The following is a 22,366-nucleotide window of genomic DNA, read 5'->3' as shown; positions in this document are numbered from 1 at the left end:
TTTCTCTTTCGCATGACTAAATAATAGGCGACTCAAAAATTACTTCCGCATGTCAGCAGAGCCCGGTTCTGGGAATAACTATTTGAAGAGAAAGTAGTAAAGATAAAGCTGCAGTAGCTAAAGAGGGTAATTCTGTACTATTTCCAAACATTCAGTGTTTTCAGTAGCCACTCCGTAACTCAGAAATGTCCAATTCTCAGTTTGCACAACAGAACGCTGGCTATATCACTAAAAGGGAAATCTGAGCGTCTCAGATTCCCCTAAACCACCAGCCTACCTCAGGGTGGATGCCTAGTTTTGATTATAGCAAGAACAACAACTAGAATTGATAGTCTTCTGGTACCACAACAATCCCGCGCTCTGAGACTTTGAAGCGTTTGCGATCTTCGGCTAGATCAAACCCAATCGTTGTATGAGGCGGAATTTTGACTCGCTTATCGATAATGCAGTTTTTTAGCTGACAGCCTTCACCAACTTCAACATGATCAAACAGTATACTGCCGGTGATGGTGGCGCCGTCTTCGATATAGACGCTCGAAGAGATAACCGAGTGATGCACTGAGCCACCAGAGTTAACCACGCCGGAAGCGATAATGGAGTTGATAAAAATCCCCTCATTACCGGTGGCTGACGATACAGTGCGAGCAGGAGGGAGCTGTCGCTCGTAGGTTCTTACCGCCCAGTCGGATTGATAGACATTCATCGGTGGTACTGGCTCAAGCAAATCCATGTTGGCTTGGTATAGGGAGTCAATGGTGCCCACATCGCGCCAATAGCAGTCTTTTGCCACGCGCCCCTTGTCGTTACAAAAGTTATAAGCATACACCGTATCATTGCCAATTAGTTTGGGAATAATATCGTTGCCAAAGTCATGACTAGACTGTTCGTTTGCCGCGTCTTCATTGAGCGTGTTAAGCAGGGTATCGATGCTAAAGATGTAGATCCCCATCGAGGCCAAACTCATCTCAGGATCGTCAGGCATACTCGCCGGGTTGGAGGGTTTCTCGTCAAATTGAGTGATTTTACCGGTATCATCGGTCGTCATGACGCCAAATGACTGCGCTTCTGTTTTGGGTACCGGAATACAGGCGATCGTCAGTTCGGCCTGGTTGGCGATGTGTTCTTCTAGCATCGCAGCGTAGTCCATGCGGTAGATGTGGTCACCAGAGAGTACCACGACATATTTTGACTCACTGCGCTCAAGTAGCCACAGGTTGTGATAGATCGCGTCCGCTGTTCCTTCATACCAGCGACCGCCTTTACGCATCTGTGGCGGAACCACAGTGATGAACTCGCCCAACTCTGGGTTGAAGATGGACCAACCATCGCGTAGGTGTTTGTGCAGAGAGTGCGATTTGTATTGGGTCAAGACTAAGATTTTTCTTACACCTGAATGCAAGCAGTTGGTGAGGGTAAAGTCGATAATCCGGTATTTACCACCGAAGGGCACCGCAGGTTTTGAGCGATCATCGGTCAAAGGGCTCAGGCGCGAGCCCATGCCTCCTGCGAGTACGATGGCTATCGTGTCTTCCATAGTTCAATCCTTTGTTACTAGGGGGAGCGTGGTTCGATTGCACACTAAAGGTGCAAACTTTGTGTCTCAACGCATAATTATTGGTTAATTGGTAGGGTTACAAGAATCAAGCCATAATGTTACGTTTAGTCACATTTTGGGTCACAAGCAAATTTTTGCCCCAAGTTTACGCATTTGGAGACTGATCCTGAGAAGCAGGGCATGAAAACCAGTAGCGAGGTAAGCAAAGATGGCATTATTTTGGTGCAACCACTATGCCGGCGTTCAGTTTGGTGCAAAATGGTGGCGTAGTGTTTGGCTTAGGTATTGTAAGGCTAAGAACTGAAGCCCAAAACACCGGATTAGTTAACCCTGCATGATGACCTGTTTTTTCAGGCCAATAACCTGGTTTATATCGCTCACTCCAACACCGATTTGATTGACCGCGAGTGCAGATATCGCTGTTGCAAAGCTTAATTGCTTGCCTGCCTCGAACGATTGCATGGCAGCCCAGCAAAATCCGGCCACAAAGCTATCGCCAGCACCAACCGTGCTGACTAGCTCCATACTTGGCGGGGTAGCAGTGCGCCATTGACCATGGGATAGCCACATGGCACCTGTCGCGCCCATAGAAACCACCACATGCTTGATACCTAAGTTGGCTAGCTGCTGCGCCGCGCTCTGCAGTTCATCGCGACTGGTTAATGGCCGCTGCACCAGCTCGGCGAGTTCATCTTGGTTGGGTTTGATCATCCATGGCTTGGCTTTGATCCCATGCTCAAGGGCTGCTTGACTCGAATCGAGCACCACTTTTTTGCCTTGACCGGTTAAATACGAGATCCAGTCCGCCAACTGCTCAGGAGCAACACCGGGAGGAAGGCTACCAGAGAAGACAAAATAGTCGTTATCGGGACACAGCGCAGTCAGTTTGTTGGTGAGGGCTTGAATCGCTGCGGAATCGATTTCTATTCCGGGAAAATTAATGTCACTGACCCGACCATGAGTTTCGACCAGTTTGACATTGATTCGAGTTGAGCCAGGGACGCGAACGAACTCATCGTGAGCGCGCATCGCTGCAAAGGTTTCGACAAAAGCGGCTTGGTTATCAGCCCCCAAAAATCCGGTCACGGTCACGTCAGCACCGAGGTCGCTCAGTACCTTGGCGACGTTAACCCCCTTGCCGGCAGCGTGGAGATGACCCCGGTCAACCAGACTCACCTTACCTAAGATAATGTTTTCCAGCGAGCCAGTTAGATCGAGTGCGGGGTTTAAAGTAACAGTGACGACTTTACGGGTCATAATAACTCTCCAAGCTTGATTGCAAGTTAGCCTCTATATCTATAGCCACAAACTGGCAGCTGAGCCAATTCTCTATGTTGCTACAAGAATAGATTCGGACAATGCGCATCGGTCCGAGAGCGAACCGATCGCAAGCAATGAGATGATGGGGTGGGTTTAGAAGTGAAAGCGAACCCCAAGTGTTGGTTGAACGCCGTAAGTGCCGTTACTGCGGATCTCTGCGGCTAAAACCAAAGTCTCCGTTGAGTGGAATTTAATGCCGCCGTTGAAAATCGCTTTGTCTTTTAAGACACCAATACGGCCCGTCGCTTCGAGCTGATTGCTCATCCAAACTCGAATCCCGACATTGAGCTCTGGCTTGAAATCTGTTGAGCTTCTGTCGACTTCACGAATGTTGTGGATCAACATTTGACCATATATATCAGCAAATTGATTTAGTGGGCCATTGAAGCCAAGACCTGCCGCAGCGTCCCAGTCGTTTTCTAGCCTAGAGTCGATGCGACCCACCATATGCAGATTCTCTATGATCTGTTTGCTACCCTCAACGCCCATAGTCAGCGGGCTTAAACCACTGCGCATCTCGATGTAATCATAACTAAAGTTATTGGCTGATGCGCTTGTGGCAACGGTAAGCAAACTGGCAGCCATCAATACGGCTTTTGGCTTAAAACGTAACATAGTGAGAAATCACTCCTTTAAACAATGTGTTGGCGAACTCTGGTCGATTTTCTGCTCGTTTAACTAGATGCAAATTATACGCCACTGCATAATAATAGAAACCCACCATGTGTTAGAAGTGGGTTATAATCTTCATAAAATCAGCGTGTTGATAACTATTTCACCACTTTTTACCGCCGTATGGGAAGCCTCGCAATGCCGACAAGTTCGTTAAATCACCAATTAGCCCCACTTATGATCCAGGGAACAACGTCAGATGCGGGAAAAAGTGTCCTCGTGGCAGGAATTTGCCGGGTGCTCCAGCGCCGTGGTGTCCATGTTGCCCCCTTTAAGCCACAAAATATGGCCCTCAACAGTGCCGTGACACCGGATGGAGGGGAGATTGGTCGTGCTCAAGCGGTTCAGGCTCGCGCCGCCAAAGTAGCGCCAAATGTGCATATGAACCCAATATTGCTTAAGCCATGCAGCGACACAGGCGCCCAAGTGATCGTGCAGGGCAAAGCGGTCGGAAACATGCAGGCCATTGGTTTTAGTGACTATAAATCGTTTGCTTTACCTAAGGTGCTGGAGTCTTTTCAGTACTTAACCGAGCATTATCAATGTGTGGTGATCGAGGGGGCGGGGAGTCCTGCTGAAATCAATCTGCGTGCCAATGATATCGCCAATATGGGCTTTGCTGAAGAGGCCGATGTACCGGTGATTATCGTTGCCGATATCGATCGCGGTGGCGTATTTGCTCATCTTTACGGCACATTAGCCTTACTATCACCCTCTGAGCAAGCCAGGGTAAAGGGGTTTGTCATCAATCGTTTTCGCGGCGACCTTGCGCTGTTGCAACCAGGATTAGATTGGCTCGAGCAAAAAACGGGCAAGCCTGTGCTTGGTGTGCTGCCGTACTTGCATGGATTCAATCTGGAAGCCGAGGATGCGCTGGTAGAGCAGCCGACTAGCGAGGTATCACGCCGAATTAAGGTTGTGGTGCCTGTTCTACCTAGGATCAGTAACCATACCGATTTTGATCCGCTGCGACTGCATCCAGAGATCGATTTTCACTATATTGCCAAAGGGGGCAGTCTTGAAGGCGCCGACCTAATCATCTTGCCGGGCAGTAAATCAGTGCGTTCTGACTTAGCCTTTTTGCAGCAGCAAGGCTGGGATGAGCAGATCCGCCGCCACCTGCGTTACGGTGGCAAAGTCATCGGTATCTGTGGTGGCTATCAAATGCTCGGTCAATCGATCTCTGACCGGTTGGGCATTGAGGGTGAGCCAGGAATTAGTCAAGCGTTAAACTTGCTTGATGTTCACACTGAACTGCAAGCTGAGAAGACTCTGACCAATGTCAGTGGACAAATGGTTGTTGATGGTCGAACGCTTGACGTGTCAGGCTATGAGATCCACGTTGGTATTACCACGGGTGGCGAGCATGCACCAATTCAACTCGCCGATGGTCGCCGAGACGGCGCATTGAGCGTCGATAATCAAGTTTTTGGTACTTACTTGCATGGTATCTTTGATCAACCGCAAATTGCCGAGGCTCTGATTGGTTGGGCTACAGGTATTCAATTAGCGCCACTAAACCATGAGCAAATCCAGGAAAACGCGATTAATCAGATTGCCGATGCTATTGAACAGCATATAGACTTATCCCCACTATGGACTGATTTCTAATCAACTGAAAAGGAAGCATGTTTGTTGAATGAGTATGAACAGCAAGCGTTAGTGTTGAGCATTAAAGTTGCCCTTTACGCCTTAGTCTGGTTGATCCCCCTCGGTATTGCTCTGGCGTGGTTACTTAGTCGCAAGCAGTTTTTCGCCAAGCCGCTGGTCGATAGTCTGGTCCATCTGCCGTTGGTGCTTCCTCCTGTTGTGGTTGGTTATCTGCTGTTGATCTCGATGGGTAGGCAAGGCTTTATCGGTCGCTGGCTTGATCAGCACTTTGGCCTAGTGTTCAGTTTTGATTGGAAAGGGGCGGTGCTTGCTTGTATCGTGGTTGCGCTCCCTTTGATGGTGCGCTCAATTCGACTGAGCCTTGATGCCATCGATACTAAGGTGGAAATGGCGGCAGCGACGCTTGGCGCATCGCCATTTAAGGTGTTTATAACCATCACACTGCCACTGATGCTGCCGGGTATCATTACCGGTTCAATGCTCGCGTTTGCGCGCAGTCTTGGTGAGTTTGGTGCGACGATCAGCTTTGTCTCGAATATTCCCGGTGAGACACAAACCCTCCCGCTCGCGATGTATAGCTTTATCGAAACACCAGGTGCTGAGCTTGAAGCAGCGCGCTTGTGCGCGATTTCGGTTGCATTAGCCTTGCTCTCTTTGCTTCTCTCTGAGTGGCTGCAACGCAGTGCGACCAAGCGACTTGGAGGTAAGTGATGAGCAGTTTTATCGTCAAGGCAAATAAGCGTCTTGGTCAACTAGAGTTGAAGGTTGACCTTGAGATAGCACCAAAAGGAATCACCGCCATCTTTGGTCGCTCCGGAGCGGGGAAAACCTCCCTGATCAATATGCTCGCGGGGGTATTAACCCCAGATAGTGGTTATATCGCCATCGATGGCCAGGTTCTATTTGACAGCCAAGCGCAGCACAATCTACCCACTTATCAACGCCAAGTCGGCTATGTATTTCAAGACTCACGCTTGTTCCCGCATTACACCGTTAAAGGCAATTTGTGTTATGGCATGAAATCGCGTTCGGCTGAGGCCCTTAGTGAGGTGTGTCAGTTGCTTGATATCGGGCATTTGCTTACTCGCTACCCCAGTCAACTCTCCGGTGGTGAACGGCAGCGTGTTGCTATCGGTCGTGCCTTACTGGCCAAGCCGCGCTTGCTGTTGATGGATGAGCCACTTGCCTCACTCGATTTGCCGCGCAAGCGTGAGGTTATGCCTTACCTCGAACAGCTGGCCGAGCAAATTAATATCCCTATTCTGTATGTCACCCATAGTCTTGCTGAGATAGCCCGTCTGGCGCAGAATATTATCATGCTTGACGAAGGCAAGGTCATAGAGTGTGGAGAGCTGACCCAAGTGTGGCAGTCTCACGCGATGAGGCCGTGGCAATCTTTTACTGAGCAAAGTTCGCTATTTGAAGCCAAGGTCGTCGAACACAGTCAGCAATACGGACTGAGTAAAGTGGCATTAGCCGATGGAGTTGAGCTGTGGACTCAATATTACGCAGCGGCGATTGGTTCGACTGTGCGTGTACAAATACGAGCTGGAGATGTGTCAATCATGCTGACAAGGCCGACTGGAACCTCAATTCGTAACGTCCTGCCCACCAAAATTGTGGCGATTGAGCAGCGTCAGCAGGCACCTGAAAGACAAAGTGTGGTTGTTGAGTTAGCCATTGGACCGAACCGAACCTTAAGTGCCAGTATTACTCAGTGGGCGCTCGATGAGCTTAAACTGGCGCCGGAGATGGTGGTGTTTGCACAAATAAAAGGGGTGAGTATCAGTCAAAGAGATATCTCTTTAACCTATTCACCCCATTGATCTAGGTGTTTACCCAGCACTTGCCGACAGAACGCTTGGTGCCAGTTCGTTGGCCGCCAGTTCGTTGGCCGCCATGATCGGCATTGTGTGTGATGGGATTAACGTGCAAAAACGTCTTTAAAGTCTTTTTTAAGCAGTGGATCGCGACGGGCTTTTTTCACTTGCTTACACATGTCTTTCACGCACTTAAATAGCACTTCATTCAATAGCTCAGCGCGGTAAGCCTCTTGCTGCTCTTCCGTCATGTCTTTTGGCAGGTTAAGCGTTGGGAACTCTTCCATTAGGTTGACACCGGCAAACGCTTGGCTCACTGAAACCAAAGCATGAAACTGCTCAAAGTTATCAACAATGTTTTGCGCACTGGCTGGTAGCTCATTCCATGACTCGCGCACGGCTTCTTCTGACACTTCGTGGATTGAAACCACCATATGGTGCATCGACTCAGGAACTTGATCAAATTCAATCACTTGACGAAGTTCCGCTGAAATCGTCGCTAGATCGACGGTTGGTGTTGCTTGTTCGTTTGCTTGAGTATCAGACATAGTCATATTTCTGTATCGGTTTAAATCAGCTGTGATCGTATGTGTTCATAGGCAAAAGTCAACAAATTGGCTGTGATTAAATTGGATATCGAATAATTGTTTCATATACTCCTGAAAAGAATCGGTTAAAAAATTGACAAACTACCCAATTTGTAACCAACCGATTGGTAACTAACCAACCACAACACCAAATAATGGCGAGTGATTTGTATGTTTGAAACCAGCGCTTCAATGCGAATACTGTTAGTCGATGATGTACAGCTCGATAGAATGCAACTGGCTATCCGCTTAAAGCAACAAGGGCATGTGGTTGAGGCAGTGGCAAGTGGGCGCGAAGCGTTGGAGGTGTTTAGCCACTTTGACCCAGAGTTGATTCTGCTGGATATCACCATGCCTGAAATGGATGGCTTTGAGGTCGCGCAAAGAATAAGGCAACAAGATCAAGACTGGCTGCCCATCATTTTCCTCAGCAGCCATGAGGAGCCACATTTTATTTCGAAGGCGATTCATGCCGGTGGGGACGACTATCTGATCAAGCCTGTCGACCGCGAGGTGTTGAGCGCTAAGCTTAAGGCAATGCAGCGAATTGCAAATATGCGTCGGGAGCTACAGGCTACATCGCTGGAATTAGAACGGGTTAACTATCGGTTGTTGAAACAAGTGAACGAAGATGGGTTAACCAAGCTATTCAATCGCCGCTTTATGGATGAGCAGCTGCAAAAAGTCATCTCTTTTCATGGCCGGCATAATATTCCCTTCTCTCTGATTCTGTTCGATGTCGATCATTTCAAGTTGTTTAATGATAACTACGGGCACATTGAAGGGGATAAATGTTTAATTAAGATCTCAGATACCATAAACGGCTTATTTACTCGAACCGAGGAGTATGTAGGACGTTATGGGGGAGAAGAATTTGTAGTCTTGCTAGCCAATACCGATGAAAGCAAGCTAGAGCAGGCCTGCCGACGTATTCACGAGGCCATTGTTGAACAATTTATTCCGAACCAGAACAGCTCAGTTGGTGATTATGTGACCGTGTCACAAGGTGGCGTGTCAATTGTGCCAAGTGGTGATGAGTCGATTGATACGCTTTATCGCTGCGCAGATAAGTTGCTCTATCAGGCCAAGAAACGCGGCCGTGCTCGTTATGTAATTGAATCACTTCGACAAATGCCAGTCGTTTAGCGCCGACTTACCACTTGATTAGTTAACAATTAGCTTGGTGTTGGCTATTAACTGCTAGCTAGCGTTGTGCTGATGCATTAATAATACGGTTTCTTCCTCCACGTTTTGCCGCATAAAGGGCACTATCAGCAGCTTTCAATACGTCAATAGGATCAAGGGACAAGGTCGAGTCAGCCACCCCAATGCTCACGGTGACATGCACAGTCTCGGCGTTAGATTCTTTCTGGCTGCGAAAGCGTGAGCCCTCCGTATCACTCTCTGGCCTGAGGCTGGTATCACGCAAAGACATTGGGTAGTTGGCAATATCCTGTCTGAGCTGTTCTAGGAAGTGTATGGCTTGGTTCGCCCGACGACGATGGTATAGAATCGTGAACTCCTCACCTCCGTATCGATAAAATCTAGGATTGCCTTTTGTCTTGGCGATTTGTTTGGCGACTAACTTAAGAACATCATCTCCAGTATCATGGCCATACTGATCGTTAAACATTTTGAAATGATCGATGTCTACCATAGCGATGGTGAAATGCGAGCCCAATTGAAGAATATCTAAGTCCAATGTATGACGCCCCGGGATCCCGGTCAAGCCATCATTGAAGGCAAGTTGATAGCTCGAACAGCCAATAAAGAACAGCAGTAAGATGCCTACCAGAGTGAATAGTGAACTTGAAATATAGGCAAGGTGGAAGAGCGCAAACGTCGCACAGCAGAGCAGCATGACGGTGTAGATCATCGCGTCGATGTTGCGGTTATGACGCACCAGCATGACCAATGCAAGCCCCGTCATACCCACCATATAGATGACCAACACAAACGGTAGGCGAGAAAAAGAGTCTAGGTTCATCAACCAGCTAAATTGCAGGTCTTGAGTGGCTTCCAAAGGCACTGAGGTGACCACCAGGTAGAAAAGTAACCCGCAGCTAATAAGAATCACCAAGTAGGTAAGAAATGACCTGACAAACCGCCCCGAGTCAGAGAACAATAGACACGCAAACAGGCACAGCGGAAGCAGTACGCACAAGAGGGATAATTCCAAGGTCGTGTTGCCGTAAGACAGGGGGACTTGCAGTCGCTGCTGTATGACCCAGTAGGTCATAAGCGCTGCAGCGCTCACCATGGCACTACGACTTTGCTTGAAGGCGTAACTGACTACCATGGCGATTGAGAGCAACACGTAAGGGAGGTTGGTCGTAACCGCCAGATTGGCTTCGATCAGTGGTAGCATTTGCGGGTAAAAACCAAACACCAACCCCAACAGAGCCATCGGAAACAGTACTCTGAACCAATTCGTGAACATGTTTTGCGCTATCTACCTGATTAGTTTTGTGGATAGAGTAACTTATAGCTTATTACAATTCTCACTGATGCCAAGTTTTTCACCAAATTTACCGTACAACCAGCAGTGACAGTGTCACGCTTGCTGGGTGAAAGAAGTGGAGCAAAAAATGCGCAACCAGTAGGTTTAACACCACAATCCCTAGTATCAAGGCTATTCGTTAATAGGGTTTCAAGCTATGCTGATTAGCATAATCGCTCGATGGGTTTGCCCCATCAAGCGAGCAACATAAGCAAATGAATTAGGAGCATTATTGTGGGATTCTTTTCTCGATTATTCGGTGGTAAATCCAAGGAAAAAACGTCTACACAAGAGGTGGAGCCAGTAGAGTATAAAGGCTACAACATTTATCAAGAGCCGATTGCTGAGGGTGGCCAGTTTCGTATCGCAGGGCGTATTACCAAAGAGATCGACGGCGAGCTGAAGCAGCACCGCTTTATTCGCTCAGACGTCGTGTCCAATAAAGATGATGCGAATGAGCTGATGCTTAACAAGGCGCAAATGTTTATCGACCAGATGGGCGATAATATGTTTGGCTAAACGCCAAACAGAGTCGAGAGGCGAGATCGCTTTGCTGCGAGAGGCGAGGCGATCGTGGTGTTTTCTCGACTCGATTCTACTCTTGTCTGTCCACGCCAGGTTGTGACTAACCCCATACAAGGGGCGGGGGCGAGTTACACTTCGTTCCGAGTAGCGAGTAATATATCACGCGCGTCAATCCCTCCTCGAATCTCGAATCTCGACTCTCGCTTCTGATTCCACAAGTTTGTTTTCAATTTGTTAACTCAACCACTCTCCTGTGCGAATTTTATGCGAGTAATGTGAGCCGACCTGTTAAAAAGTTTGTGGTGCTCTGTAAATAATCATGTAACATCGAATAGCTAAGTTAAGGATTTAGCTACACAAATAAATAAAAAGGATTATGTTACTCATGATGCAGATAGGTGTACCTAGAGAAGTACTCGCAGGGGAATCGCGAGTCGCTGCCTCACCGAAATCGGTGGAGCAGTTGATTAAACTGGGCTTTGAAGTAAAAGTAGAATCGCAAGCGGGTGCTTTGGCCAGTTTCGATGACTCTGCATTCGAAGCGTCTGGCGCAACGGTTGTCTCGACCAATGAGGTTTGGGACTCTGAAATCATTTTGAAAGTCAACGCCCCAATCGTTGATGACTCACGAAATATTGATGAGTTTGAGCTATTAAAAGATGGCGCAACATTAATTAGCTTTATTTGGCCAGCGCAAAACCCAGTGCTAATGGACAAGCTGTCAACCAAGAACATCAACGTAATGGCAATGGACTCTGTGCCGCGTATCTCGCGCGCTCAGGCTTTAGATGCACTCTCTTCAATGGCCAATATCGCTGGTTATCGTGCAGTCGTTGAGGCTGCTCATGAATTTGGACGCTTCTTTACTGGTCAAATTACGGCGGCTGGTAAAGTGCCACCGGCAAAAGTATTTGTCGCTGGTGCAGGTGTTGCCGGTCTTGCGGCCATCGGCGCAGCAGGCAGCCTCGGTGCGATTGTGCGTGCCTTTGACGTGCGCCCAGAAGTGGCCGAGCAAGTTGAATCGATGGGTGCTGAGTTCCTTCAATTAGATTTTGAGGAGAACTCGGGCTCAGGCGATGGCTACGCTAAAGAGATGTCTGATGACTTTAATCGCAAAGCCGCAGAGCTTTATGCAGAGCAAGCCAAAGATGTCGATATCATCATCACCACCGCGCTTATTCCAGGTCGCCCAGCGCCTAAGTTAGTGACCAAAGAGATGGTTGATAGCATGAAGGCGGGTAGCGTGATTGTTGATCTTGCTGCGGCTAACGGCGGTAACTGTGAATATACAGTTGCTGATCAAGTGATCACCACAGATAACGGTGTAAAAATCATCGGTTACACCGATATGGTGGGACGCCTGCCAACACAGTCTTCACAGCTTTATGCCACTAACTTGGTCAACCTTCTTAAGCTACTGTGCAAAGAGAAAGACGGCAACATCCATATCGACTTTGAGGATGTTGTTCAGCGCGGCGTGACCGTGATCAAAGAAGGTGAAGTCACTTGGCCTGCGCCTCCAATCCAAGTCTCCGCTCAGCCTGAAGTTAAAGCAGAGCCCGTAGCGCCAGTTGCGCAGAAGGAAGAGAAACCCGCCTCACCTCTGAAAAAGTTTGTCGCGCTGGGCGCCGGATTGGCGGCATTTGGTTGGATTGCTTCTGTTGCTCCTCCTGCCTTTCTTGCGCACTTTACGGTATTTGTCCTTGCCTGTGTGGTGGGTTATTACGTGGTATGGAACGTGACTCACGCCCTGCACACCCCACTGATGTCAGTGACCAATGCAATCTCCGGGATCATCATTGTCGGAGCGCTGCTTCAAGTCGGTCAAGGCAGTGGGGTTGTCACTGGCCTGGCCTTTGTCGCGGTACTGATAGCCAGTATCAACATATTTGGCGGATTCACCGTCACCAAGCGAATGCTTGAGATGTTCCGTAAAGATCAATAATAGGGGATAACCATGTCTGCAGGACTAGTACAAGCGGCATACATTGTTGCCGCACTATTTTTCATTCTGAGTCTAGCGGGATTGTCGAAGCAAGAATCGGCTCGCTCAGGTAACTACTACGGCATCGTCGGTATGGCGATCGCATTGATTGCCACCATCTTCGGCCCAGAAGCGCAAGGCTTTGGTTGGATCATCGTTGCGATGGTGATTGGTGCAAGCATTGGTATCTTCTATGCTCGCAAGGTCGAAATGACAGAAATGCCTGAGCTGGTTGCGATCCTTCACTCCTTTGTTGGTATGGCGGCAGTGCTGGTTGGTTTTAACAGCTTCTTAGAACCACCGGTTTATGAGCCAGGCCCATACGAGCATACTGAGCACGTGATCCACATGGTGGAAGTGTTCTTGGGTGTGTTCATTGGTGCGGTGACCTTTACCGGTTCAGTCGTTGCCTTTGGTAAGCTGCGTGGTGTAATTTCTTCCTCACCATTGAACCTACCTCACAAGCACAAGATGAACCTAGCAGCCGTTTTGGTCTCAACAGCACTGATGATTTACTTCGTTAATGTTGACGGCAGTATGTTGGCGTTGATTGTTATGACCCTAATCGCGTTCGCCTTTGGTTACCACTTGGTTGCCTCGATTGGTGGTGCGGATATGCCAGTAGTGGTCTCAATGCTGAACTCTTACTCAGGCTGGGCAGCGGCAGCGGCAGGCTTTATGCTATCGAACGATCTACTGATCGTTACCGGTGCACTGGTCGGCTCTTCAGGTGCCATCCTGTCTTACATCATGTGTAAGGCGATGAACCGCTCGTTTATCAGCGTTATCGCTGGCGGCTTTGGTCAAGAAGTGGCGGTATCAGGCGATGTCGAACAAGGTGAGCACACCGAAACTTCTGCCGAAGAAGTGGCTGAGATGCTGAAGAACTCGAAGTCTGTCATCATTACTCCTGGATACGGTATGGCCGTTGCTCAAGCCCAGTACCCAGTTCACGAGATCACCGAAAAACTGCGCGCGCAAGGCGTGAACGTTCGCTTTGGTATTCACCCTGTTGCTGGTCGTTTGCCTGGGCACATGAACGTACTGCTGGCTGAAGCCAAGGTGCCTTACGACATCGTGCTAGAGATGGACGAGATCAATGACGACTTGTCTGACACGGATACGGTTTTGGTTATCGGTGCCAACGATACGGTTAACCCGGCGGCACAAGAAGATCCAAACAGCCCGATTGCAGGTATGCCAGTACTTGAAGTGTGGAATGCGCAAAACGTGGTTGTATTCAAGCGCTCAATGAATACAGGCTATGCCGGTGTTCAGAACCCATTGTTCTTTAAAGAAAACACATCAATGCTGTTCGGTGATGCTAAGGAGTCTGTTGACTCTATCGCTAAAGCTCTAGCGTCATAACTTTCCTTTGCACTTATACATGATAAAGCCCACCAAACTTTGGTGGGCTTTCTTTTTAGGTGCGAGGCCTTTTTCAGGTTCGAGGCGCGGGTTTCACTTCGTTCCGAGGAGCGAGGGGAACAGTGCGCGATTTGGCCTAAAAGATACCTTTCTTTTTAACTTTTTGTACTTTATTTAGGCGGTCGCTGACGCCTTCGCCGATATCGACCACTTTACTTGTGTCTGCCGATGACTCTTGCGTATGCACATTGCGTTGGGCTTGTAGCAGTTGCTCGATCAGTTTTTGCTGTTTATCAACCAAACTTTCTAGCGTCGCCACTTGCGCGTTTAACTTCTCAACTGTTGGTTGTTGCTGCTTGGTGATTTGCTCAGCAAGTGTGTCGACATCGAGTGTTGTCGTTGCTTGAGGCTCAACAGAAGCAAGCTTCTCTGTCAGTTCAGTCAATTGTGCCAGCTGAGCAGAAGCATCAATAGATAGTTCAGTGACCGGTTGCTGCTCAGGCTTTGGTTGTGACAGCACATTGTGCGCACTAAGCATCGCCACCAAGGTTTGCTCGGTAATGGTCTCTTGGGTTAATGCCGACGCCATGGCTTTGGCTAACTCCGGCTTTAACTGATAGAGAAACAAACCACTGAGGTAGATGTCCTTGTGGACATGGATCTGATTGTGCAGCTGGACTGCGGCATTTGGGTCTTCAGCAAATTGCTTTTGCTGTTTTGACCATTGCTGCATCAATTTGTACGCATAAAAATCGGATTGATTTTGCGTCGGGTCAAGGTAGATCGAATAGCTGATCTTTTTAAAACGGTTATCCATTGACTACTTCCGCTGTCTCGGCTTCATCTGCGTGATAGAGACAAAGTTCCTCTGCCAAAGCGGCCTGAGCCTGTTCTACTAATACCACGCGCTCACCAAGGGTCTCGTATGCTGCCTTAATCGCCGGGTAAATCAATGGGGCACCGCCGCCAACGATGTAGACTCGATTTGGGTTTTTAGCGAACTTCTTCGCCTCATTGGCTACTTGAGCGCCGAGCTCCTCGATCTTGCTCTCGATCTTCTCTTTGATCGTTGCGATCTTAGTCTCATCATTGACCACGTCGCAGAAGAATTGATGATCGTTACGACGCTTGATCAATTCGTTAGCCACCAGATAGCTGGAATCACTGTCTGCAAATGCCAGTGCTTTACGCGTCACGTCAGTGACCATGGAAACACCGATCTCGTTGTTGCCATAAATCGCTGATACATCATCAAATTCACCGACAACCACACCCATATCAAGTGTTGTACCACCAATATCGATCACCAGTGAGCGGGTAAACTCATTACAGTTCGAATTAACCAGGGTTGATAGCACCGCAGGTAAACTCTCTGGCATGACTTCAACGTCGACAACCTTAAATGTCTCACCTTTATTGAGAGAAATCTCACGCATCAGGTGTTTACGCTTGCGCTCGATATTGAACTCATTTTTTTGACAATCTTCAGGATTGTAGTATTCCGTGATTGGTAGGGTAACGACAAGGGTTACTGGGCGAGGGGATAGACCAGTTTGTAGCAGCGCATGATGGACCGCTAGCAAATTTAAATCATCATATTGATAGTCGACATGGGTGGTTTCCAACGCCTTGTCTGAAGTCGCGTCATAAGTGTACTTGGTATCACCTATGCTGTAGTTGAAGATCTTCTTGTCTTTTCTCAGTGCCGCACTCTTCCAATTTTTACGAAATGAGTTTGGAGAAACAATGGTTTTGATTTCACCCTGTTCAAGCCAAGCAACTTTAACGTTGGTAGAGCCGTCATCGACAGCGATTTTAAAGGTAGACGTAGTCATGGAAAGCCTTAAAAAATATATTAAATAAACGGTTGATTTATCAGGATTCAAAACCAACTGACCAATAAAATCAAAGTCACCTTCAAAATTTGGGCACAAGTTTGAAATCTGAAAAAAAACACCAGGAACATTTAAGTAATTTTAATAATTACCTGTAAATGGTTGGTTAATTGAGTGTTGATGATGTTGAGGTGTGATTTGCTTGGAATGACCTTTAGTTGGAACGTTGTGTGCAGCTAAATTGACACACTCCTCACATCGGAGAGTGTATTAATAGGTTTAAAGACTATATAGTTAGGCCATCGTAACTGTTAATTTGTGCCCGTGCTTAGTCGAACTTTACTCATTATACTCGTCACCATTTGCTCTTTCGCCGCTCGCGCAAACACTTTGCCCGAGCGTCTGGATCAGTTCGGCACCATGTTCAATGTCGAGCAAGCATTAGCGAACTACGACATCCGCATCATTCAAAGCGAGTTTCCTAATCGCTTGATTGATCCAAGCTATATGCAGCCACAGACCTCTTCTTATCCACTAAAGGATATTCAAAAGCTCTACCAGCTTTCTGAGTCTTGTACTGGACAACTGCCCGTTAGCCCTTTGGTTACAGAGCCTTTGGTGTTTGTTCGTGCCCTGTGTAAAGGCAATCAATTGAGCGAACGCTGGTTCGCTCGCAGTAATATGATCCACCCAGGTGGTGGTAGTTATGCTTACCGATACACCCAAGTCTATCCAGAGCGATACTCTCAACTAGAACGCTTTATGCATATCAAAGAGCGTCCAATTGCTGACCCGAACACTTTGTTGGGCCGCATGCAAGAGATGACGCCGAACGTCGTCCAGGCCTTACTTCGCGGTGACTCTATGATGCTTGAAGAGGACGAGTTGTGGCTCAAAAAAGGCGATATCTATTACGTCTATGAGCCGAGTGTGTGGAAGGCCCATGCCGAGCAGGTGGGATTGATCTATTCCGTGACCAATAAGCGCGGCGAGTGCTTGGTGCAACGGGGGAATATTTGTTGGTCGGTGCAGGATCACAGCGAAATCTTGCAAGGGGTGATGATTGGCCTTGGGATCGCTAACATCATGTTGGTATGTGGTTGGCTCTATTACCGTTGGGATAGTAAGCGCAAAGAGCTTAAGAGTCGCATGCTAGTATTGCAAATCTTGACCCATGAGCTGCGCACGCCAATCGCGAGCCTTTCGCTCACGGTTGAGGGTTTTCGCCGCGAGTTTGAGAATCTACCAGAATCCGTTTATGACGAGTTTCGTCGACTGTGTGAGGACTCGCGACGACTGCGTCAGTTAGCTGAGGCGAGTAAAGATTATTTGCAATCGGACTACCAACCGCTTGCTACTGAGTGGGTGCCGTCAATCGAAGAGTGGCTGACCTATAAACTGGAAGAAGAGTTTAGCCAATCTATTGAGTTTAATCTTAACCGTGATGTCGCTGCTAAACTTAACGTATACTGGTTGGGCACCTGTATCGACAACTTGATACGTAACGCACTAAAGTATGGCGTCGCTCCTGTTACACTCAACATTGAAGTGACCGACTCTGGTTTGTTGATCAAAGTGATTGACCAAGGTCAGTTAGGTCAAAAAGATTGGAATAACCTGAGAAAACCCTTTGTTAGTCAAGCAGGTCTTGGCTTGGGGCTGACAATTGTCGAGTCGATGGTCGCTAAAATGGGCGGAAATATGAAACTCGTCGGTCCACCGACGACATTTATACTGGAGATACCTTGTGAAACAGACACTGCTTCTCGTTGAAGATGATAGAAACTTAGCTGACGGACTGCTAGTAAGTTTAGAGCAGGCGGGCTACAACTGCCTTCACTCGGAAACTATTGCGGATGTAGCGCCTTTATGGGAGCAGGCGGATCTGGTTATTTTAGACCGTCAACTGCCTGATGGTGACTCGATCTCAAAACTACCAGAATGGAAGCAAATCAAAAACGTCCCTGTGATTGCTTTGACTGCTCTGGTGACCGTAAAAGATAAGGTCACTGGCCTTGACGCCGGTGCCGATGATTACCTGACCAAACCCTTTGCAGAAGCTGAGTTGTTTGCTCGTATCCGAGCTCAATTGCGCAGCCCGGAAGCATCCGAGCAGGATGACAGTGTGGTTAGCACTGAGTTTTTAAACATCAATAAGAATACACGTGAAGTTATCTATAAAGACGAACAAATCACGCTAACCCGAACGGAGTTTGATTTGTTGTTGTTTTTGGCCAGCAATATCGGTCGCGTGTTCACTCGTGATGAGTTGCTTGACCATGTTTGGGGTTACAATCATTTCCCGACAACACGAACCGTAGATACACATGTTTTGCAGCTACGTCAAAAGTTGCCAGGCCTTGAAATTGAAACATTGCGTGGTGTGGGCTACAAACTAAAAGCATGATCCGACAGACACTTATGATAGGGGCTTGTCTCCTATCTTCTTCATCTTTGGCCTCAAATACTTGGTTTGACGATGTGACTCCGTTAACCCAGGCTCATCAGCACTTACTCAAGGGCTCGTTCTCTGAGATGTATTCGGTGATGGTCGAGGTGTTGCAGAGAGACCAATCGCCATCAATGCGCGAGCACATCAACGACTTACTTGTTCAGTCGTTCGATGCCGACTGCGGTAAAGCACTGCAAAATGACCCGTTACCCAACTGGTTACGCAACGTTTCCATCAAGCGTACCAGTATTCAAAGCCCGGGACAGGAGTCCTACCGTGTTTTCGTCGACGTAACGGCGACGCAAGAGTTAAGGGACGTTTCACTCGATCGTTGGATCAATACCAGCATCGCAACAGACAATGAGTTTGAGCCGATCAGCGAGCCGCAAGCGCAGTCACGTTCAACCAACATTGAGTACAGAAAAACCTATAACCTCAACAGTCGTTTGCCGATGGGCCTGTACCACCTCAATGTTGAAACGCGCGATAACCAAAGCTACTCAACTTGGGTGATCATTGAAGAGTACAAAGCCAAGCAGATCGTTCGTTGGTCAAATAATGACAGTTGGAGTATTGAAAAGAACGAGTTGCTGAATAAGTTCTGTCCGTTGCCTAAACTCTCGGTGCGAATCTACAACTATCAAGAGGATCAATATCAAGAGGTGTGGGGCCAGACCTATCAAGCCAATTACCCAACCCAGTTGGAGCAAATGGAAATACCGCCTGACCGCTACGTACTATCGATTGCCCTAGATAGCCAGCGCTGGCAGGGACCTATCATTATCGAGCAGTCGCAAATCATCACTAAGACCTATGATATCTCGATTGATGAAGAAGACCTCGAAGACGACGAGTGATTTTTCACTACCCAGGCTGCACTCGTAACTAATTCTAAAGTTTGCTGGTTTCCTGCCGATATTAGCGATAAAGCTAAATATTCAATGGAAATCAGCCGTTATGAAACCAGTCCGCAGACTGATCCCCCTTACACTCGTGCTTACCAACTTTGCTCATGCCGGCCATTTTGCGATTGATGCAAGGAGTGACGCCATGGGTGGAGTGGGGGTAGTGGCCGGTGACTTCCTCTCCGCTCCTTTCCATAACCCGGCGTTAACCGCAATTTATCGTCGTAATGATAATGTCGGTATGCTGTTGCCAAGTGTGGGTCTCGCATACAATGATCAGCATAACATGCTCGAAGATCTTGATAATGTCATGTCCGCAGTTGATGACAAGAATGATGACAAAATTGAAGATGCACTACGCGAGTTAGACGGCGATGTTATTAGCCTCACTCTTGGTCTATCTGCAGCCTTTGCCATTCCTAATCGTTATGTCTCAATGAATGCCTACGGAAAACTTTACAGCGAAAGCTTTGCCGAGGCGGTCGTGGGTGATTATGAAGCCGATTCCGATCAGGCATATAACGACTCGGAAATAAGAGGTGCCGCTATCGGTGTTTTAGAGGGCGGACTGTCGTTAGCTAAGTATATGACCATCCTCCACAATCATTGGTCTTTTGGCTTCACACCTAAAATCCAACGCGTGTATGCATACAGCCATATCAGTAAACTGGATGATTTCTCATTGGGTGATGTTAAACAAAACGGCAGCGCAGAGAATACCTTTAACTATGACATTGGCGCACTTTGGTTTCATGGTCCACTGCGGGTTGGTATGACAGGGCGAAATATGGTGTCACGTGACTTCGTTACCGAAGATGGTGCCTACACCTATAAAATGCGCCCCCAATACACACTCGGTGCTGGGCTGATTGCCGACTTTTGGCAGATAAGTGCCGACTATGATCTCAATGAAGCGAAAAAATTTACGGAGGTCAATGACAATACGCAAATGCTGCGTGTTGGTGCAGAGGCCGATCTAATGCGCCAATTTAAATTTAGAGCGGGCTATTACAAGAATCTTGCTAGGAAGGATGATCAGGGCACCTTGACTGCTGGCCTCGGTATCTCACCGCTGAACATTACTCAAATGGACTTAGGCTTTAGTTATACCAATGAGCGCGCGGTCGGTGTCTATATCAACTTCTTAAGCTCTTATTAATGAGTTACCGTGTCACTTTTGATGGGTGTTATTTTGCGGCTAAATCGTTATAATGCCCAGCAAATGATTTAACTTGTGAGTCACCTACCATGTTTGACCAGTTACCGCCGCTCAGTCACGAAGAGCAACAAAAGGCCGTCGAGAGAATCCAAAAATTGATGGAGCAGGGTATCAGTACTGCTCAAGCGATTAAGATAGTCGCAGATGAAATTCGACAAGAGTTTGAAGCTCAAAATCAATAGCGGCAATCGATAACTAGCTGTTGGAAAGAGGCCAGCTTTGCGCTGGTCTCTTTTTATTTGATAGAGTTAATTATCGCAATGAAATAACTTTAAAAGGACCATAATTAGACCATTTTTGTTAAATAGTGGATAAAAATCAGTTAGTTATATAAGAGTTATTCACTGGAGTATTTATCAGCTTTTTTAAAAAGTAGTTAATTTTCAAGGATGAAGTCACACAGTAACAGCGGGTAAGTGCACGCTGGTTGATTTCACTGATACGCAACAATGTCACCTTTGGCGAGTATCTAACTTAGCAAAATTTAGCCTGCGCATTGTGACGCCGTCACGTTTACACAGGCCATTACTCGGTGATCACATATCGCAGGTGATGGGCACTTAAAGCGAAAGCAGGGTTTATCGTTAGGTTACTAACTCTACATTGTGAGGTATTTTTGCTATCTGTGATTGATTGCTCAATGGTGATATTGTATGATTTAAAAAATTTTTAATTCTTCAAATTTGTTTAGGATCCTTAATGGAAAGCTCGTTTTCAATGCGTATCGGTCGCACTCTGTTTGCCATCAATGTCATCTTACTTGGCTCAGCGCTGGCGATAGCTTTTCAAAAGGACGAACAACAGCATATAGAGTTGCCGAACAGTGCTGATAGCTATTATGTTGTGCGTGACACTAATGGCTATGTCGTTGAGGCTAAGTAACCGAGACTCTATCTAACTCATTCCCCATATCATCTGTGAAGCCCATTTCCCAAATCATCTAGTCTGGTAGTGGAGTTAACCCTACTATCAATGGCGCGATACGTAGTCAGTAGGTTGGCTATCCATTCTAGCTCACGATTAGATGAGATTTGTCGACAAACAAGACTTAAATTTTTGGCTCAGTATCACACACGAAATTTGTTTTATCTTAATAACTTCCTATATTGCTTATGTTGCTAGGGCTTAGGGTTAACCGTTATAGGGAAATAACAAAAATGGTGGTATTCGAATACTTCTGTGACAAGTGTCAACGGGAAACGTTAGTGTACCGTAAAAAGAGAACGACACTCGAGCGTCACTTATTAAATCGAAAACAGACAAAGTGCCAGTGTGCAAACTGTCAGTCTGTGTTTTTTATTGATCCAGCCAAGGACTTAAAAGACGAACTCGACTAGAAGACAACAAATTCAATCAATTTTCTCTCTTTGACGAGAACTACGATTCAAAAAAGTTAGCGTTGCTAGCTGTCTAACGCAATCTTGCCAGAGGGTTCATTTGGCAGGGTTGCTTTTCAATCGGATAATGAACTCACTTATCTTGCTGCCAAACAAGACATTGACAGGTGCAAACACATTTGGCTCATAGACGTACAAGGTGGTATCAGCAGCTTTAATACAAACTTGGCTCGCTGGATATGACAGAGTTTTAAGACTTGATTAAGATAAACTACCGGGTGTAGTCATGCAGAGAAATGAGAGAAGAAAGTAAAAGAAAGCCAGTCACATACACGAGTGCCTGGCTTTTTTGAACAATCCTAGTTCAATAACAACGTCAGTTGGCTAGGTAACAGGTCTGAAACCGTTACAAGGCAGATGATACAAATGTAATGGATTACATTCAACTAAATTACTGATTAAATTGATTACTTGGACAAATATCCGGCACAGCTCACGCAATGTGGAATGACGTTGCAGACTTGGTTACATCTAATGATTACAATAACTTAAGTATTTTGTCAATCCCAGTTAAAAATGTCCTGTCTTCAGCAAAGTAGAAATGTCCCTTTGAGGGTGTCTTAACAGAGTAGGAGAGTTAGGTCTTCGAGTTGGATGACTGAAATGATTCTGGGTC

The 22,366-nt window shown here is 47.1% G+C and carries 20 protein-coding genes; 13 read left to right on the top strand and 7 right to left on the bottom strand.

Annotated elements, in window-relative coordinates; all coding sequences use genetic code 11:
• Positions 1–319 precede the first annotated feature (319 nt).
• The 3 genes from glgC to ACSTTG_RS21615 form a co-directional block, all read right to left on the bottom strand.
• Entirely contained in the window at positions 320–1,534 is a 1,215-nt protein-coding gene (gene glgC, locus ACSTTG_RS21625) for a glucose-1-phosphate adenylyltransferase (RefSeq protein WP_438476264.1), read from the bottom strand.
• Between the two features lie 345 nt (positions 1,535–1,879).
• The gene (gene pfkB / locus ACSTTG_RS21620; RefSeq protein ID WP_438476263.1) at positions 1,880–2,812 is read right to left on the bottom strand and encodes a 1-phosphofructokinase; all 933 of its coding nucleotides are present in this window, start codon (positions 2,810–2,812) and stop codon (positions 1,880–1,882) included.
• A gap of 156 nt (positions 2,813–2,968) precedes the next feature.
• Positions 2,969–3,490: a hypothetical protein gene (locus tag ACSTTG_RS21615; RefSeq protein WP_438457513.1), complete on the bottom strand. Its 522-nt coding sequence runs from the start codon at positions 3,488–3,490 to the stop codon at positions 2,969–2,971.
• A gap of 195 nt (positions 3,491–3,685) precedes the next feature.
• Between ACSTTG_RS21615 and ACSTTG_RS21610 the strand changes: the two genes are divergently transcribed.
• The 3 genes from ACSTTG_RS21610 to modC are packed head-to-tail and all read left to right on the top strand — an operon-like array spanning position 3,686 to position 6,984.
• A complete protein-coding gene (locus ACSTTG_RS21610; RefSeq protein ID WP_438476262.1) occupies positions 3,686–5,158 on the top strand; it encodes a cobyric acid synthase in 1,473 nt (490 codons plus the stop codon).
• 24 nt (positions 5,159–5,182) lie between these two features.
• Positions 5,183–5,869: a molybdate ABC transporter permease subunit gene (modB, locus tag ACSTTG_RS21605; protein ID WP_438457613.1), complete on the top strand. Its 687-nt coding sequence runs from the start codon at positions 5,183–5,185 to the stop codon at positions 5,867–5,869.
• On the top strand, positions 5,869–6,984 hold the full coding sequence (gene modC, locus ACSTTG_RS21600; RefSeq protein WP_438476260.1) for a molybdenum ABC transporter ATP-binding protein ModC: 1,116 nt from the start codon (positions 5,869–5,871) through the stop codon (positions 6,982–6,984). The genes modB and modC overlap by 1 nt, the downstream gene beginning before the upstream one ends.
• A gap of 98 nt (positions 6,985–7,082) precedes the next feature.
• On the opposite strand, the gene ACSTTG_RS21595 is transcribed toward modC, so the two are convergent.
• Entirely contained in the window at positions 7,083–7,526 is a 444-nt protein-coding gene (locus ACSTTG_RS21595) for a DUF3069 domain-containing protein (RefSeq protein ID WP_438476258.1), read from the bottom strand.
• 210 nt (positions 7,527–7,736) lie between these two features.
• Here ACSTTG_RS21595 and ACSTTG_RS21590 point away from each other — a divergent pair, with 210 nt between their 5' ends.
• Positions 7,737–8,711 carry a GGDEF domain-containing response regulator gene (locus tag ACSTTG_RS21590; protein ID WP_438476256.1) on the top strand — a complete coding sequence of 325 codons (975 nt, stop codon included), beginning with the start codon at positions 7,737–7,739 and terminating at the stop codon, positions 8,709–8,711.
• A gap of 58 nt (positions 8,712–8,769) precedes the next feature.
• On the opposite strand, the gene ACSTTG_RS21585 is transcribed toward ACSTTG_RS21590, so the two are convergent.
• Positions 8,770–10,005: a GGDEF domain-containing protein gene (locus ACSTTG_RS21585; RefSeq protein ID WP_438476255.1), complete on the bottom strand. Its 1,236-nt coding sequence runs from the start codon at positions 10,003–10,005 to the stop codon at positions 8,770–8,772.
• Between the two features lie 294 nt (positions 10,006–10,299).
• On the opposite strand from ACSTTG_RS21585, the gene ACSTTG_RS21580 reads away from it, so the two are divergent.
• From ACSTTG_RS21580 to pntB, 3 genes are all read left to right on the top strand, one after another.
• Positions 10,300–10,584 (top strand): HlyU family transcriptional regulator, encoded by a 285-nt coding sequence (locus ACSTTG_RS21580; protein WP_438476253.1) that lies wholly within the window; start codon positions 10,300–10,302, stop codon positions 10,582–10,584.
• A gap of 394 nt (positions 10,585–10,978) precedes the next feature.
• Positions 10,979–12,535 (top strand): Re/Si-specific NAD(P)(+) transhydrogenase subunit alpha, encoded by a 1,557-nt coding sequence (locus ACSTTG_RS21575; protein WP_438476322.1) that lies wholly within the window; start codon positions 10,979–10,981, stop codon positions 12,533–12,535.
• A 12-nt stretch (positions 12,536–12,547) separates the two neighbouring features.
• Positions 12,548–13,942: a Re/Si-specific NAD(P)(+) transhydrogenase subunit beta gene (gene pntB, locus ACSTTG_RS21570; RefSeq protein ID WP_438476251.1), complete on the top strand. Its 1,395-nt coding sequence runs from the start codon at positions 12,548–12,550 to the stop codon at positions 13,940–13,942.
• A 136-nt stretch (positions 13,943–14,078) separates the two neighbouring features.
• Here the strand turns inward: pntB and ACSTTG_RS21565 are convergent, their stop codons facing one another.
• Together ACSTTG_RS21565 and parM are read right to left on the bottom strand one after the other, a co-directional pair.
• Positions 14,079–14,759 (bottom strand): hypothetical protein, encoded by a 681-nt coding sequence (locus ACSTTG_RS21565; RefSeq protein ID WP_438457505.1) that lies wholly within the window; start codon positions 14,757–14,759, stop codon positions 14,079–14,081.
• Positions 14,752–15,777 carry a plasmid segregation protein ParM domain-containing protein gene (gene parM, locus ACSTTG_RS21560; protein ID WP_438457504.1) on the bottom strand — a complete coding sequence of 342 codons (1,026 nt, stop codon included), beginning with the start codon at positions 15,775–15,777 and terminating at the stop codon, positions 14,752–14,754. The genes ACSTTG_RS21565 and parM overlap by 8 nt, the downstream gene beginning before the upstream one ends.
• 324 nt (positions 15,778–16,101) lie before the next feature.
• Between parM and vxrA the strand changes: the two genes are divergently transcribed.
• The 6 genes from vxrA (at position 16,102) to ACSTTG_RS21530 (ending at position 21,235) form a co-directional block, all read left to right on the top strand.
• Positions 16,102–17,550, top strand: a complete 1,449-nt coding sequence (gene vxrA / locus ACSTTG_RS21555; RefSeq protein WP_438457503.1) for a sensor histidine kinase VxrA — start codon at positions 16,102–16,104, stop codon at positions 17,548–17,550.
• Positions 17,525–18,184 carry a response regulator transcription factor VxrB gene (vxrB, locus tag ACSTTG_RS21550; protein ID WP_438457502.1) on the top strand — a complete coding sequence of 220 codons (660 nt, stop codon included), beginning with the start codon at positions 17,525–17,527 and terminating at the stop codon, positions 18,182–18,184. Before vxrA ends, vxrB begins: the two co-directional genes overlap by 26 nt.
• Positions 18,185–18,258: 74 nt before the next feature.
• Positions 18,259–19,086 (top strand): DUF2861 family protein, encoded by an 828-nt coding sequence (locus ACSTTG_RS21545; protein ID WP_438457501.1) that lies wholly within the window; start codon positions 18,259–18,261, stop codon positions 19,084–19,086.
• A 100-nt stretch (positions 19,087–19,186) separates the two neighbouring features.
• Positions 19,187–20,293, top strand: a complete 1,107-nt coding sequence (locus ACSTTG_RS21540) for a conjugal transfer protein TraF (RefSeq protein WP_438476249.1) — start codon at positions 19,187–19,189, stop codon at positions 20,291–20,293.
• An 89-nt stretch (positions 20,294–20,382) separates the two neighbouring features.
• Entirely contained in the window at positions 20,383–20,535 is a 153-nt protein-coding gene (locus ACSTTG_RS21535; protein WP_438457499.1) for a YoaH family protein, read from the top strand.
• 517 nt (positions 20,536–21,052) lie between these two features.
• The gene (locus ACSTTG_RS21530; protein ID WP_438457498.1) at positions 21,053–21,235 is read left to right on the top strand and encodes a hypothetical protein; all 183 of its coding nucleotides are present in this window, start codon (positions 21,053–21,055) and stop codon (positions 21,233–21,235) included.
• The last annotated feature ends 1,131 nt before the right edge of the window (positions 21,236–22,366 follow it).

Source organism: Vibrio glycogenivorans, assembly GCF_051660965.1.
GTDB lineage: Bacteria > Pseudomonadota > Gammaproteobacteria > Enterobacterales > Vibrionaceae > Vibrio.
This window is presented reverse-complemented; position numbering and strand designations above follow the sequence as displayed.

Bases quoted from the DNA above. Each gene is read 5' to 3' on its own strand.
- parM (WP_438457504.1), bottom strand. From the start codon at position 15,777: ATGACTACGTCTACCTTTAAAATCGCTGTCGATGACGGCTCTACCAAC.
- ACSTTG_RS21595 (WP_438476258.1), bottom strand. From the start codon at position 7,526: ATGTCTGATACTCAAGCAAACGAACAAGCAACACCAACCGTCGATCTA.
- glgC (WP_438476264.1), bottom strand. From the start codon at position 1,534: ATGGAAGACACGATAGCCATCGTACTCGCAGGAGGCATGGGCTCGCGC.
- ACSTTG_RS21585 (WP_438476255.1), bottom strand. From the start codon at position 10,005: ATGTTCACGAATTGGTTCAGAGTACTGTTTCCGATGGCTCTGTTGGGG.
- pfkB (WP_438476263.1), bottom strand. From the start codon at position 2,812: ATGACCCGTAAAGTCGTCACTGTTACTTTAAACCCCGCACTCGATCTA.
- ACSTTG_RS21535 (WP_438457499.1), top strand. From the start codon at position 20,383: ATGTTTGACCAGTTACCGCCGCTCAGTCACGAAGAGCAACAAAAGGCC.
- ACSTTG_RS21575 (WP_438476322.1), top strand. From the start codon at position 10,979: ATGCAGATAGGTGTACCTAGAGAAGTACTCGCAGGGGAATCGCGAGTC.
- ACSTTG_RS21565 (WP_438457505.1), bottom strand. From the start codon at position 14,759: ATGGATAACCGTTTTAAAAAGATCAGCTATTCGATCTACCTTGACCCG.
- ACSTTG_RS21615 (WP_438457513.1), bottom strand. From the start codon at position 3,490: ATGTTACGTTTTAAGCCAAAAGCCGTATTGATGGCTGCCAGTTTGCTT.
- ACSTTG_RS21610 (WP_438476262.1), top strand. From the start codon at position 3,686: ATGCCGACAAGTTCGTTAAATCACCAATTAGCCCCACTTATGATCCAG.
- ACSTTG_RS21540 (WP_438476249.1), top strand. From the start codon at position 19,187: ATGAAACCAGTCCGCAGACTGATCCCCCTTACACTCGTGCTTACCAAC.
- ACSTTG_RS21530 (WP_438457498.1), top strand. From the start codon at position 21,053: ATGGAAAGCTCGTTTTCAATGCGTATCGGTCGCACTCTGTTTGCCATC.
- modC (WP_438476260.1), top strand. From the start codon at position 5,869: ATGAGCAGTTTTATCGTCAAGGCAAATAAGCGTCTTGGTCAACTAGAG.
- ACSTTG_RS21590 (WP_438476256.1), top strand. From the start codon at position 7,737: ATGTTTGAAACCAGCGCTTCAATGCGAATACTGTTAGTCGATGATGTA.
- pntB (WP_438476251.1), top strand. From the start codon at position 12,548: ATGTCTGCAGGACTAGTACAAGCGGCATACATTGTTGCCGCACTATTT.